A 13,825-nucleotide genomic window follows, 5' to 3' on the forward strand; every position below is an offset into this window, starting at 1 on the left:
GCATGGTTCTCAGGTTGCCGACGAATGCCAAAGTTCGAAAGGCCAGGGATGCTTCTTGCTATTGGCGGCATCAGCATCTGTCGCTGTGATCTCGACCCTGCTGTTCACGATGCGCTCCACCGCCTCGACACCCTGCATGAACGAGTGGTCCTGGTTGCTCACTTCGTATTTCCAGAGGCCAAATCGGCCGCGAGAATAGACGCCGAAGCGTTCGAACTCCGGGATCAGTTGAGTCAGCGCCTCATCGCGATGCACGCCAGGTACCGGGTATCCATGCTCGGCTCGATAAGACCAGCGCGATACGATCTGCCGGGCATCCGTTACGAGCCTCGTAGCGAGCGCGCCCTTTATCACGTCGTCAACGAGCGATCCATGCTCGACGGGTCGATAAGAAGACTCGGATACCTCGCACATGAGAGACCAGGTCGATCCCGGTTCAGGCACGTTTGCGCTGGCGTAGTTGCTGAAGACCGTCACGCGATAGAAGGGGCAGTCGGCTTCAGGGAAGTATATCCAATTCTTCGTACGAAGCGCTTCCGGGGGCTGACCTGAAATTCCGAGACCAACGATATTAGAACTCGAGGAGAGGAGGCCTCGTTGCACGGACGGCTGGAGGTCCGAGCGATTGGTCAGCTTGATCAGGCTCGACAATGGAATTGTGCTGATCAAAGCGTCGTAGGTCAAACGCGATCCGTCAGCCAAAGACAATGTGCGTTGTGTCAAATCAACGGAGGTGATTGATTGTCCATAGAGTTGGCGGCCACCGGGTAACTGAGCAGCACACGCCTTCCAGATTGCGCCGGTTCCACCTCGCTTGGGAAACCGAAAGGTGTTGTTGGGTCCCCAAGCGCGATCGTCGGTGTTGAACACCAGATTCTTGATCACCTTCCGCAGATCTGTGGTGGCAACTCGTTCTCCGACCCAACTTGCGTTCATGAGGGATGGGGAATGAGCCCAGACCTTGAAATTGTAAGGATGCAGAAACGTGCTCGCGATCCCGCTTCCGAATTTCGATAGGATCCAGTCTTCGAATGTGCGCGGGGCTCCCGGAGCAGGATTGGTGGCGAGCTCTATCAGTCCTTGAAGACACTCGTTGAGGTCGGCCGCGGGCAGCCGGTGGAGATTGTTCTGCAAAGGGTATGGAATGAAGCGATCGCGCATCCAGATCCAGGATTCGCGCTCATGATGGTTCCACCCATCGACTCCGAGTAACTCGTCCATCACCCGGTCGAAATACTCATAGTGCGAGAACTGAACGTGCCCGCCAATATCCCAGGTAAAGCCTTTGTCATCCACGAAAGAGCGGGCAAGGCCACCCGCTTCCGGCGCGGCTTCTACAAGAAGCCAATCGTCCCGGCCAATCTCGTTGAGACGCCAAGCAGCTCCAAGACCGGTTGGTCCGGCTCCCACGATAATGATTGGAATATGCTGCATCGAATGGTCCAAAAGAAATGATTAAGCGTGACTAAAGGTGGTTGGGCGGCCGGGAACGCGGACGGTTGGGTACGCGATCAGGGACTAGAAGCCATGCCTGTCCTAGAACTAGCATCTAAGCAGGACGGCAGGAAGACGTGGCGTATGGATGCCGAGAGTGTGGTTAGCGACAGATTTGTCCCTAATCGAAGGCGGCGAGCTCTGAAATGAAGAATTCCCGGCCCGGCAAAGCGCTAGCTTTCGACTGCCCGTCGAATGCTCTCCTGTTCAAGTGTGATTCCGCGAAGACGCAGCGCGAGGTTGAACAGAAAAGTTCTTCTGAGAAGGGACCGCATCGCATGCGTCGCTCCACGGGCACGGATGAACAGATGCATCGCAAACCTGAACCCGAACAGCGACTGCACGGCCAAAAAAGCGCGAGATTCGTTCTTCCCCTTGAAATCGGGTGCGAGTTTCAGAATCTTGTCGATGATATCATTCAATGTTTGCGACGAAGTCGTAAACGAGGACCAACCGTCGAATCTGTAGCAGGCTCGGGCGGTCTCGAAATAGCCGATCGCGAGCGCGCTCCTGTATTTGGTCGTCAACCGGCCGGAACTCAGCAGCGAGGCTTCTGACTTCGCCAGATAATTGCACATGTTGTCGAGCCATCGTTTGAGGCTCGACGTAGAGACGGTCAGTGCACCGTATCTACGATAAACGAAGTGGCTTCCGGGCTGATAGACGATTTTCGCCTCAGAAAGGGCTACGCTCATGAGAAAATCGGTGTCCTGCACCGCTCGAAGTTTCTCGTCCCACCCGCCAACTCGCTCCACCGCCTCGCGTCTGTAGAGGATTGCGCCCCCATTTACGACCCAGAAAGACAGCAAAGAGGCTATGATATCTTCCTGGGCTCCGCTGACCCAAATCGGATCCATGTAACTGAAGCGAGAATCCGCAAGATGTCGTCTCGACCTGAGATCTCCGTAGACGGCGTCAGCTCCAGTGCGTTCCAAATATTCGACTTGCCGGCCAATCTTGTCCGGTTCCAGATAATCGTCCGCGTCTAGAAACTGTATGTATTTGCCGGTCGAGCGCGAAAATCCCGTGTTTCTTGCGCTGTTGCCTCCGCGATTCGGTCCTGTCGCGACTTGGATGCGGGGCTGGTAGCGCTGAAGGATACCAAGGCTCCCGTCCGTCGATCCATCATCGACCGCGATGATCTCGATATTGGGATAGCGTTGATTGAGGCACGATTCGACGGCCTCCTCGACCCATCGCTCCGCATTGTAGCAAGGTATAACAATCGAGACGGTCGGCCAGTCTTGGTTGGTTGACATCTCTAGATTGCCGTCCCGAAAGCTGCGCATCGTGCGGGCTCCTGCGCCGTCGCAATCGGCGTCGTGGTCACCCTTTGTCGTCCGTCGCCGTAGCAGCCGCGAGGATCGCGGTGTTCGAAGCGTGATAGATCCTCGTCGGGTCGTCGAAAGCGCAGAAAGAACATGAATTCCCCCTGACGACTTGACGAGCCGGAACGGTCAAGCATGCTCGTCAAGCAAAACGGCGTCGAGCTCTACGAAAGACCTCGATCCAGAAGGCTCGAGCCAGGAACGCCGGTATAGTAGAGAACGATGAACTGCGTTCGAGCAACTGCCGCATCTGCCCGTTGGGCCAGAAATAGGTTTGGAGCCGACCAAACTTGAAGCAAGAAGCGATGTATTTCTGTTCGTCGAGCACAGGATGCACGAATTGTTGTCCCTGCAATGACGACAGATCTTTCTCGTGAGTTGGTGGCCACCAGTCGAACTTCTCGACCTTACCGTAGTCACCCAGCTTGGACACGGAGAAGTCGTTGTTGTGCATTTCAGTCGAGATGAACGCTTCGGAATATGGCCAGTTGGTGATCTCGGTCGCTTTGTACCGCAGGGTAAGTGCCTTTCTGCGCTCATAGAGAAAGGCAACAGCGCGTTTCGAGTGAAGCGATATCGCGTTCAACCAGCTGATGACTGCGAACGATTCCGGATATACGCCGTCGCACGTTTCGGTCCAATCGGAACTTCTCGCCAGTGGCGATCCGACGTAATCGGCTCGTTTGCCGGCCGCGGATGTTATGAAATCGTCGATGTCGATGTTGAAGACGGTGTCGTATTCGCACATCAAGTAGTAGTCGTACGTGCTGTCCTGCGTCAGGAGAAAATAGAGCGCGTAGTCTGCATTGTACCAGAAGACGTTGCCCGCCGGCTGCAGCAACAGTTCGATTTTTTCGACATCCCGCTCCGTCGCTCTGATCACGCGGTCATGTGGGATGGGTCCGATCGAGCCGCGAGTTTCGTCCACAAATACGTATACATCGCCAGAGCCGACCTGATCGAGGAGGTGACGAAATCGCCGATCGACAAAGTCGTCCCAGTAGTGAGTTTTGAAAAGTACAGCGTAACGAGGAACGATGTCAGCCATGAGGCACCCTGGTTACAAAGGGTAATACGGGCGGAGCGCCGTTTACCTGCTTTCGCTTGAAGGATGGAGAAGCGGGGTGATGTGCAAGATGAAGTGAGGGCGGAAGAAGGAGCATCAAGTCTGGCTCGACGACGAGAAGCGTCGCTGAAGGACTTCTCGAGCGGCCAAGGTAGCAAAGACAGGAGCCATCAATAGGTATCGTTTCCACAATCTCTTCGGCTCTGAAAGCAGCCGAAATGCCCACTCAAGTCCCATGCGCTGCATCCATTGGGGAGCGCGCTTCACCAGATGGGCATGGAAGTTGAATGCAGCTCCAACACCGAGCATGATGGCGTGGCCGCATTTGCCCTGGTGCTCGGACATCCAGATTTCTTGCTTTGGTGTTCCTAAGCAGACCCAGATCAAGTCGGGCTGCGCGTCACGAATTTCCGCGCAGATGCGTTCATCCTCTTGCGCGGTGAGCTCACGAAACGGAGGGCATTGCGTTCCGGCAACTCTGAGGCTTGGGTATTTGAGAGTCAGCTTCTCGACGAGCTGATCAGCGACGCCCGGCTCGCCACCGTAGAAGTAATGCTTCCAGCCGCGAGACAGCCCATATTCGCAGGTTGCGAGCAAGGTGTCCGGCCCGCAAACGCGCGACGCGGGAACTCCGGCCGCTCGCAGAGCCCAGACCAAAGGCATTCCATCCGGCGCGATGATGTCGGCGTGCTTGTGCGCGGAATCCAGCTTCTCATTATCCCGAGCGGCAACCACGCCATGCACATCTCGGAAGACGACATAGTGTTGTTGTCCAGCCACGATCCAACGCTCAAAGAGCAGAAGAAGCTCATGCGTTGAGATCAACGAGATCGGAGTTCCAACGATCGAAAGGCGCGGCCAAAGTACGGGCATTTAGTCTAAAGACCCAATTTGCAAATAATCCGACAGCTAACGACCTGACAAGGCAGCCTAATCAGAGCTACCCCAAAAATACCTACCAATCATATCGGATATTGTCGATAAAATCCAAAAGGTTTGCCGCTGTTAGGGTTAGCGGGGTGCCCCCTCGCATCCAATGAGATGCTGGCCCGGTCGTCGGTCAGCCGGTTCAGCGCCGGCTGATAGTTAACTGATCTCTTGGGGCTTGAAGTAATTCGCTCAACCTCTGGTAAGGCTACCCGGCTGTCCGGGCGCCCATTCCGAGAATTTTAAGCGTCATTTTCACTGCGTGTTTCAGTGCTGCCTCGCACGGTGCGTCATCTGCCACAAAAGGGCGCACTAAATGGCCAAAACTACATTTACTTCGTCATCGGGCGACTACTGGTACACCACACAACCTTTTTCGGTGTCGAATGATGCTTGGGGGGTGGGCAGCCTGGTTGCAGGAGTAGGTTATACCATTTCCGGATCGTATGATCCCACGAATTTCGCGGCCGGCGTATCCTTCACGTGGTCCTTCCCGAAGGACGTTGGTGGCGTCTATGCCTATCCCCATCTCGACTACAACACGCAATACTCCACGGTCAGCACGACCCAGGTTGGAAACATCGCCAGCCTCTCCGTGAATTACAGTGCGGTCCTGACGAACCCCACGAGTTCCACGTTGGCATTCGATCTTTGGTTCAATAGCGACCCGAATGGAGGCTGGACCACCACATCGAAGGAACTGCTGATCGAAGTTCATTCAACGTCCGCCGGCACTCCGAACGAACCATTCAAGCTATCGGGAAGCAACTTCTCGAACGCGACCGTGTACGTTTCGAACGCAAGTGCCGAGGGCGCCAATTGGCAATTCATCGACGTCAAGACCGCCACCGACATGATGTCGGGAACGCTAAGTCTTTCGGACATCATCAAGGGATTGATCTGGAATGGCGTGCTGACGGGTCAGGAATATCTGACGTCCATTCAGCTCGGGTCTGAGGTCCATGGTGGAACAGGTTCGCTCCAGCTGAGCGCGAGCTACGACTGGACCGCAAATCCCACCCTGCTGGGCACGTCCGCCAACGACAACTTCTCCATTGCGACCCCTGGGGGACATCAGGTTGTCGGGAACGGGGGCGTCGACACGGTTACCTATTCTGGTTCGTACTCGAACTATCAGATCAAATCGGTCGGAACGGAGATCCTGGTCACCAGCGGCAACAACATCTCCACTCTCGATGAGCTTCAGGGAATTACGTACATCAAATTCTCCGACGGGGTCTACAATACGACATCCAAGACCTTCACTTCCTCTGTCGTGACGGCCCTCGCTGTTGTTGCGACGCCTCAAGTCGTCGAGAAACTTCTCAACGACACCGGCGCGTCCTCCACTGATAAGATCACTTCCAGCGCTGCTCTGACCGGATCGGCCGATGCGAATTCCGTTGTCAAGATTACGGAAGGTGGCGTTACGCTGGGATCCGTTACCGCCGACGCGAAGGGAAACTGGTCATTCACCCCGTCGGGCCTCGCAGACGGCAGCCATACGATCGTCGCGACCGAGACAAACTCAGCAGGCGTCTCAGGAAGCGCCTCGCTGACCTTCACGCTCGATACGACGAAGCCGACGGTCGCATTCTCCGGCGAGGCTTTGGTGAGCGGAAAGGTCGTCCTGACGGGGACCGCTTCGGAAGCGGGCGACACCATCTCCATCTATGATGGGACCAAGCTGCTTGGTACGACGACGAGCGGCAGCGGTGGGGCGTGGAGTTTCAACGCAGGCGCGGTTTCGAACACGACGCACGTCTTTTCAGTGACCGCAACCGACGTTGCCGGCAATGTCGGGACGGGGGCAAACGATCTGATCCTCGGCAGCACCAAAGGGGAAACGCTGGTCAGTTCGGGTTCTCCCGACATCCTCGTCGGCGGCGGCGGAAGCGACACCTTCGTATTCAAGTCCGCCGCAAGCTCAAAGCCGTCGAGTCCCGACATCATTACGGATTTCGACCACGTTCACGATACCATCCTGTTCTCGGGCATCTCCGGGATCAATGCCACGAATGGCATTGCGCTGTTTCAGGGGCAGCTCACGGGAACCGGTAATTTCAATCTCCATGCGCACAGCGTCGCCTATATCGAAACCGGCGGAAAAACCCAGGTGCTCGTCAACACGTCGAATGCCACGGAAATTGTCAGCGCGCAGGATGCCCATCTGGCAAACATGATGATCGTGCTGAACGGAACTCACCTCGGGCTCACGAGCAGTGATTTTCACGTCGCGTGAACGGCGGCTTCCTCTTTGACTGCGTAACAATCATTGGATCGGCCGGCTCCGGGTCTCCCGGAGCCGGCCGATAACGAGCCGGCCTGGGCGTCCAAGAGCCTTGGTGCCGTCTAGTACGCAGAATCCTGCCGCAAGGTTACGAGCACAGTCTGAAGCACGATCTTGAGGTCGAGCCACGGGCTCCAGTTGTTGATGTACCACAGATCGTGCTCGACGCGCTGCTTCATCTGCTCGATCTTGCTGGTCTCGCCGCGGCACCCATTGACCTGAGCCCAGCCGGTAAGGCCCGGTTTGACGTGATGTCGAAACGCATAGTTGGCGATCAGCTTTTCGTATTCGGAGTTGTGCGAAGTTGCGTGTGGGCGGGGGCCGACAAGGGACATATCTCCCCAGATCACGTTGAGAAGTTGAGGGAGCTCGTCGACGCTGGATTTCCGAAGAAGGCGGCCGAGGCGCGTCACGCGCGGATCGTTCCGCGTTGCTTGCCTGACGGCGATGCCGTTCTCCATGACGTACATCGTCCTGAACTTGAGGATGTCAAAGGTCTGCCCGTTGAAGCCGTCGCGCTTCTGCCGGAACAGCACCGGGCCTCGCGAGTCCAGCTTGATGAGCACCGCCGTCAGAAGCAGCAAGGGTAACATCATCAAGAGACCGATGACCGAGAGGGAGACATCGAAGCAACGCTTCGCAGCAAGCTCAAAGCGCGTCAGAGGGCTCCGCCTCAGAGTCGCCGTCCACGCGGTTCCGACGTTCGTGACCGGATAGCTCAAAAACCTGGCGGCGTTGTCGTCGGGAACCAGGTGGATCGAAATCGGAAGCACTGCGAGGGCATCCAGGATCCCGTCGATCGTCCGGTCATTTTGCCAGCGCAACAGCAGGTAGATGTCTTCGATCCGCTCATTTCTTGCGGCCTCGACGATGTCGGAAAGCTTCGCCTGCAGCGATCGGGTGACGCCGGGAGCCGCTATCTCTTCCCGCGAAATGTCAAAGGTTCTCACAGGCACGTAGCCGTAGGACAAGAGCTCGGCCAGCGGCCGCGACGAATTGGTCCGGCCGCGTTCAGCGACGACGATGATCCGCTTCCTTGCAAACAGTCCGTTCGCAAGCGAGCGTGAAATGAAATTTGCCACAAGTCTGCGCCAGAGGAGCACCGTGCCGAGCCCGCCGACGAAGAGCAGGATCATCGCTCCGCGCGAAAAATCACTGCTGATCTTCATGGTGAAGGCAACCGCTGCGAGGAGGGCGAAGATGCCCGACCAGATGACTATCGCTTCTCGGGCCTGCTTGGAGAATTGCATGAGGGCTTTGAGGCGATAGTTTCCTCGCGCGGTCATCATGGTCGCAAAATTGAGGCTTACGATAATCCCAACGCCTTCATAGGGGAGCGCCGCAGCCAACCGGCCGTCCGTTATCAGGTGGTACAGAGCGCTGTAGCCGAGGCTGGCTGCGACGATCAACGCGAAGTCGACGATCGCGACCATGGCTTCGATAAATTTCGGACGCAGGATATAGTGCCAAACGCGGCGGCGGGCGCCCTGATCGGCTTCCTGAGTGTCGAAATGTACCCGATCTCCCTCTTGCGAGGGCAGCAGCAGCAAACGCGGCGCTTCACTCATAAATTTGTCCGAGTAAAAATATCAGCTGCTCAAATTAACTCTGCCCGGGATTGTAGCAGGTATTTTCAGCTCATCTCAATAGGTTAGCTTTGTGGAAAGTTAACTGGACAATTTATCAATGGTGCTCTGATACCTCGTCATGGGGGCGGATAGAATCCTTTGACAATCGCTGGAATCTTCGGTGTGTTTAAGCAGATTACGACCGAATGGGGGATGAACGATGGTTCGCAAGTTCAGCATTGTTTTTGGGGTTGCGTTGCTCGCGAGCGTTAGTTCGGCGTTTGCACTGGGGCCGGTCGCAGTTCCCCCTTCAGGGGTCCAGTCTGATGTTCAGGACGTCTCGTTCTTCGGCCGGCCATATCCCTATGGCTACACAGGCTGGGGTCCCTGCGTTCGCTACATCGAGGTGCAGACCCGTTATGGCCTTCGCCTGCGCCGCGTCTGGGTTTGCCGGTAAGCGCCGACCTCCCCCAATTTCGGGTTAGCCAACCGCTGCGCTAGCGGTGTTGCGTTCCTGGCTCGATCTAAAGTTGCGGCAGCGTCATCTGCCGACTGGGTTCGGTCGCTTGGCGACATCACCTCCAGGCGTGCGCGGTTTTACCGATCTACACGTATGAATTGTATTTCTTGAGATTCGCAGCCGTGCGGCGGATTGGCGCGAGCCGCAACCTCACCAAACATTCTCCTTGAAATTGTACAAATCGGTAATCACACTGTCACGAATGTCATCGAAGACGTGGGGACGGAGATGACCGTGACTTCGCTGATTTGGGGCGGAATCGGTGTTTGGGTGGGAATGAATTGTCTGGTGGCGAGCCGCTTGCTCATGCGTCGGCGACCGCGCGCACAGGTGTCCAGGCCACAAGCGGTGGCGCCCCTCCACATTCTCCGCTAACCTTGACCTGCAAAGTCGGACGAGTTGCCGGCTGCCTTCAATGACGCGCGCTTCGCTGGATCCTGCCTTGGAACGCGATGTCGAGTGGCGCGTTAAGCAAGCTGGGTTAGACTCATGCGCCAAGCCGTTCTCGTTTTTATCTTGATTTTAGGTTCGGTTGTTTCGTCCGAGACCGTCTCCGCGCAGTCGGCTACGGGTGGGACCAGAGACACTGCCGCGCCGACGATGGTATTTCCAAGTGCTCCCTCGTCCGGGACAAGCAGGCCCGTTCCTAACGTTTATCGGCAATACCCACCCGCCGGCTCGCAGCCGCGAAGCCTCCGGCCGATCTACCGATATCCGCGGCGCTACAGATAGCAGCAGCCTTCAGTTTTTTGTTGTCGCCGCGTCGTTGACCTTGGCCGAGCCGGCGTCTGTGACGCTCGGTCGCACCGGGGCTGGCACGTCCCCGTTTTTGCCCATGCAGTCCTGGAAATAGGCTTGCCGGTCGCCGCTCATCGGGACCGCGCCTGGGCGCTTATAGGGATACAATACGTAAGCGTAGCGGAGACACCGCTTGGCAACTTCCGCGGTCGGCGCGGCGCGCGCCAGGGTGGGGTTGATGGCCACGACGAGCGGGACCGTTAGGGCCAGGCCCATGGCTTTGCTTATCCACGTATAGGTTGCCGTTTCCATCTGACGTCGCCCGACCTTCATCCGCCGGCCTTGATCCGGCCGAAATGAAACTAGTTTCGGGTGTCTCGATTGTCCATCGACGCCTTCAGGCCGGGCGATCGGCCGAGTTGCCGGGCTTTGCCAGGTCAATGACGAAATAGGTCAATGACGAAATACGTGCGCGAGCGTTCGGGAGGCGCTATCCTGCGCAATTATGAAGGTCGTACAAAGAGTCCCTGTTTTCTGAATTCATCGGGAGGCCGTTATGAAAAAGCGAAGCGTCGTTGGCGGACTTGTTGCTACTGCCCTGTTGTGTTCTGTCCCTCTGTCCGTGGATTGGTCGGTCGCGAAGGGTGGTCCGGTGTCCTTGACGATGAGCTCCGCAGCCGCGGCCGAATTGGCCGTGCCGGCGCGCCGGGGGGGCTATCGTTACGCCAGATATCACCAATCCAGGCTGTACGACCCCTATTGCGGAGGGCCCTATGTCGGTTCGGGCTGGAATGGCGGTACCTATTGGGGCGGGCCGTGGATGGACCTGTCCTGCTATGGCCGTTCCGTGGAGGAGCCGGCCCTGCAGGTCAAAGGTTGATTGGCGACCGTAGGCGCTCCATTCGCTGGATCATGCACGTACAGGGCGGCCCGGGATCGGGCCGTCCTGTTTCTTTGCCAGCGAGTTGCGCATCGGCGTCGTCCCGTGACCGGTTGAGGTTCTCTTCCCGGACGGCACCCGGATTTGCTGCAAACCCGTAAAAATCCGCAATCCCCGCCTTAGCCACAAGTTTACCAAATTGATGGGAACACTCCGTGCCGACTACGGCGTGTTGAGATTCGGCGGAATACGCTGATGGGGAAGCTCAACATTTGGAGGGGGCATGTCATCGTATATCGTCCGCGCCGCGATGGCGTTGGGACTTGGGGTGGTTGCGACGACATCGGCAGGCGCGTCGCCAAGCTGTCTGCGGGATCAAAAGCCCTACAAGCTCGACTTTGACACCATCGAGTGGTCGATGAGCATTGCCCCAGGGGCCGAATGTCTCCAGGGATTGCGTTGGTCGACCATGCAGATCTACTGGGTCAATGTCGCCAAGCAGCCCAAAGGGGGCGAGGTCGTCATCGTAGGGTCCGGCTTTCGATATATCGCCAAGCCCGACTTCTCAGGTACCGACAAATTCACCCTGACCGTCGTCGGCAAGAATCGTCGCACCGAGGGCGCTTCCACGTTGGAAGTCACGGTGTCGCGGACAGGTGGACGCCAGGTGCTTGCCGCGGCGACTCACGCCCAGTGAGGTTGCGCCTGGGCCATTTCCAAGCCCAAGGTCCCCAAGCGCGAATGCAAACCGCGTGAATTTGCCACCCGCAGTGGCGCGGCTTCCGCGCGCCAGATAAGATTGACCTTAATATTGATAAAGGCAGTCCTCCCGTCGATGGAGGGTTGACCCCGGCAGACGATATCGCCAAGAAGTTGGTTTATAAGTCATTTTCGTGATTGCGGCTTTTCTTGGAAGCAACTTGCTTTCCTGGCAGCCGCCAGCCTTGCTAGGAAAAGCGATCTCATGAAAGAGCGGGTTGCTCTGATTACCGGCATTACCGGACAGGACGGCGCTTATCTCGCCGAACATCTGTTGTCGCTCGGCTATGTCGTGCACGGCGTCAAGCGGCGCTCGTCCTCATTCAACACCGCGCGTGTCGATCATCTCTACAAGGATCCGCATCTTGGTGATGTGCCGTTCCTGATGCACTACGGCGACATGACCGACTCGACGAACCTGATCCGGCTGGTGCAGCAGATCCGGCCGACCGAGATCTACAATCTCGCCGCCCAAAGCCACGTCGGCGTCAGCTTCGAAAGCCCCGAATACACGGCCAATGCCGACGCCATCGGCGTACTGCGGCTGCTCGAGGCGATCCGTATCCTCGGCATGGAGAAGGAGACGCGGTTCTATCAGGCCTCGACCTCGGAGCTCTACGGCCTCGTGCAGGAGATTCCGCAGAAGGAGACCACGCCGTTCTATCCGCGCTCGCCCTATGGCGTCGCCAAGCTCTACGGCTACTGGATCACGGTGAACTACCGCGAAGCCTACGGCATGTTCGCCTCCAACGGCATCCTGTTCAACCATGAGAGCCCGATCCGCGGCGAGACCTTCGTCACCCGCAAGATCACCCGCGGCGTCGCCCGCATCGAGGTCGGTCTCGAAGACACGCTCTATCTCGGCAACCTCGAGGCCAAGCGCGACTGGGGACATGCCAAGGATTACGTCGAGGGCATGCACATGATCCTGCAGGCCGACAAGCCCGACGACTTCGTGCTCGCAACGGGCGAGACCCGGTCGGTGCGCGAGATGGTCGAGCTCTCCTTCGCGCAGGTCGGCCGCCGCATCGAATGGCGCGGCAAGGATGTCGAAGAAGTCGGCATTGACGCGAAGAACGGCAAGACTGTCGTTCGGATCGACCCGACCTATTTCCGGCCCACCGAAGTCGATCTCCTCATTGGCGATGCCAGCAAGGCCCGCGAGAAGCTCGGCTGGAAGCCGAAGCGGACATTTGCGCAGCTCGTCGAGGAAATGATGACGAGCGATCTGGCCGAGGCAAAACGGGACGCCGCCCATGGCAAGCGCTCCGTTTGAGCTGAAAGGCAAGAGTGTTTACGTCGCCGGCCACCGCGGCATGGTCGGAAGCGCGATCGTGCGCCGGCTCGCGCGCGAGGACGTTCGCCTTCTCACGGCCGGCCGGAGCGAGCTCGATCTCTGCAACCAGGCTGCAGTGTTCGACTGGTTCGCAAAAGAGCGGCCGCAAGTGGTCTTCCTCGCCGCCGCCAAGGTGGGCGGCATCGTCGCCAACAATACGCTGCGGGCCGAGTTCATCTACGACAACATCGCGATCGCGGCGAACGTGATCCAGGCCGCGCATCAACACGGTACCGAGAAGCTGATGTTCCTCGGCTCCTCCTGCATCTATCCCAAACTGGCGCCACAGCCCCTGCGCGAGGACTCGGTACTGACCGGCCCTCTCGAACCGACCAATGAGCCCTATGCGATCGCGAAGATCGCCGGTATCAAGATGGCGGAGGCCTATCGCAGCCAGTACGGCAGCGATTTCATCAGCGTGATGCCGACCAATCTCTACGGCCCTGGCGACAATTACCATCCTGAACTGAGCCACGTCGTGGCCGCCTTGATCCGGCGTTTCCACGAGGCCAAGGCCTCGGGCGCGAAGAGCGTCGTCGTCTGGGGCACCGGTACGCCGCGGCGCGAGTTTCTTTACGTCGACGACATGGCGGATGCCTGCGTGCACCTGATGAAGACCTATTCGAGCGCGGATTTGGTCAATATCGGCACAGGCGAGGACATCACCATCGCCGAGTTTGCGCGGGTCGTTGCCGATGTCGTCGGCTATCGCGGCGACATCACCTTCGACACGTCGCGTCCCGATGGCACGCCACGCAAATTGCTCGATGTCAGCCGCCTTGCGAACCTCGGTTGGCGTGCGAGCACCGAATTGGGCGATGGGATTCGTCGAGCCTACGAGGCGTATCTGTCGGCCAGAAACGATGTCAAGTCGGCCTGAGCACGCCCGCTGCGTGATGATGCTTCGCCGCGAGAAACG

General features: G+C 57.9%; 11 protein-coding genes. 5 read left to right on the forward strand and 6 right to left on the reverse strand.

Annotation, left to right across the window (positions count from 1 at the left end; all coding sequences use genetic code 11):
* Positions 1–9: 9 nt before the first annotated feature.
* The 4 genes from QM712_RS03130 to QM712_RS03145 all read right to left on the reverse strand — a co-directional run bounded on the left by QM712_RS03130 (position 10) and on the right by QM712_RS03145 (position 4,713).
* Positions 10–1,434: a protoporphyrinogen/coproporphyrinogen oxidase gene (locus tag QM712_RS03130; RefSeq protein ID WP_415021574.1), complete on the reverse strand. Its 1,425-nt coding sequence runs from the start codon at positions 1,432–1,434 to the stop codon at positions 10–12.
* Positions 1,435–1,667: 233 nt separating this feature from the next.
* Entirely contained in the window at positions 1,668–2,783 is a 1,116-nt protein-coding gene (locus QM712_RS03135) for a glycosyltransferase family 2 protein (RefSeq protein ID WP_415021575.1), read from the reverse strand.
* 181 nt (positions 2,784–2,964) lie between these two features.
* Positions 2,965–3,870: a hypothetical protein gene (locus QM712_RS03140; protein ID WP_415021576.1), complete on the reverse strand. Its 906-nt coding sequence runs from the start codon at positions 3,868–3,870 to the stop codon at positions 2,965–2,967.
* A gap of 114 nt (positions 3,871–3,984) precedes the next feature.
* A complete protein-coding gene (locus QM712_RS03145) occupies positions 3,985–4,713 on the reverse strand; it encodes a WecB/TagA/CpsF family glycosyltransferase (RefSeq protein ID WP_415021577.1) in 729 nt (242 codons plus the stop codon).
* A 418-nt stretch (positions 4,714–5,131) separates the two neighbouring features.
* Between QM712_RS03145 and QM712_RS03150 the strand changes: the two genes are divergently transcribed.
* Complete coding sequence (locus QM712_RS03150) at positions 5,132–7,057, forward strand: Ig-like domain-containing protein (protein WP_415021578.1); 1,926 nt, start codon at positions 5,132–5,134, stop codon at positions 7,055–7,057.
* A gap of 110 nt (positions 7,058–7,167) precedes the next feature.
* On the opposite strand, the gene QM712_RS03155 is transcribed toward QM712_RS03150, so the two are convergent.
* Together QM712_RS03155 and QM712_RS03160 are read right to left on the reverse strand one after the other, a co-directional pair.
* Positions 7,168–8,673: an undecaprenyl-phosphate glucose phosphotransferase gene (locus tag QM712_RS03155; protein WP_415021579.1), complete on the reverse strand. Its 1,506-nt coding sequence runs from the start codon at positions 8,671–8,673 to the stop codon at positions 7,168–7,170.
* Positions 8,674–9,934: 1,261 nt separating this feature from the next.
* A complete protein-coding gene (locus QM712_RS03160) occupies positions 9,935–10,243 on the reverse strand; it encodes a hypothetical protein (RefSeq protein WP_415021580.1) in 309 nt (102 codons plus the stop codon).
* 352 nt (positions 10,244–10,595) lie between these two features.
* On the opposite strand from QM712_RS03160, the gene QM712_RS03165 reads away from it, so the two are divergent.
* The 4 genes from QM712_RS03165 (at position 10,596) to fcl (ending at position 13,786) form a co-directional block, all read left to right on the forward strand.
* On the forward strand, positions 10,596–10,811 hold the full coding sequence (locus tag QM712_RS03165; RefSeq protein ID WP_415021581.1) for a hypothetical protein: 216 nt from the start codon (positions 10,596–10,598) through the stop codon (positions 10,809–10,811).
* 283 nt (positions 10,812–11,094) lie between these two features.
* Positions 11,095–11,508, forward strand: a complete 414-nt coding sequence (locus tag QM712_RS03170; RefSeq protein ID WP_415021582.1) for a hypothetical protein — start codon at positions 11,095–11,097, stop codon at positions 11,506–11,508.
* A gap of 267 nt (positions 11,509–11,775) precedes the next feature.
* Complete coding sequence (gene gmd, locus QM712_RS03175) at positions 11,776–12,846, forward strand: GDP-mannose 4,6-dehydratase (RefSeq protein ID WP_415021583.1); 1,071 nt, start codon at positions 11,776–11,778, stop codon at positions 12,844–12,846.
* Entirely contained in the window at positions 12,827–13,786 is a 960-nt protein-coding gene (fcl, locus tag QM712_RS03180; RefSeq protein WP_415021584.1) for a GDP-L-fucose synthase, read from the forward strand. The genes gmd and fcl overlap by 20 nt, the downstream gene beginning before the upstream one ends.
* Positions 13,787–13,825 lie beyond the last annotated feature (39 nt).

It is taken from the genome of Bradyrhizobium sp., from assembly GCF_047605465.1.
Taxonomy (GTDB): Bacteria; Pseudomonadota; Alphaproteobacteria; order Rhizobiales; family Xanthobacteraceae; genus Bradyrhizobium.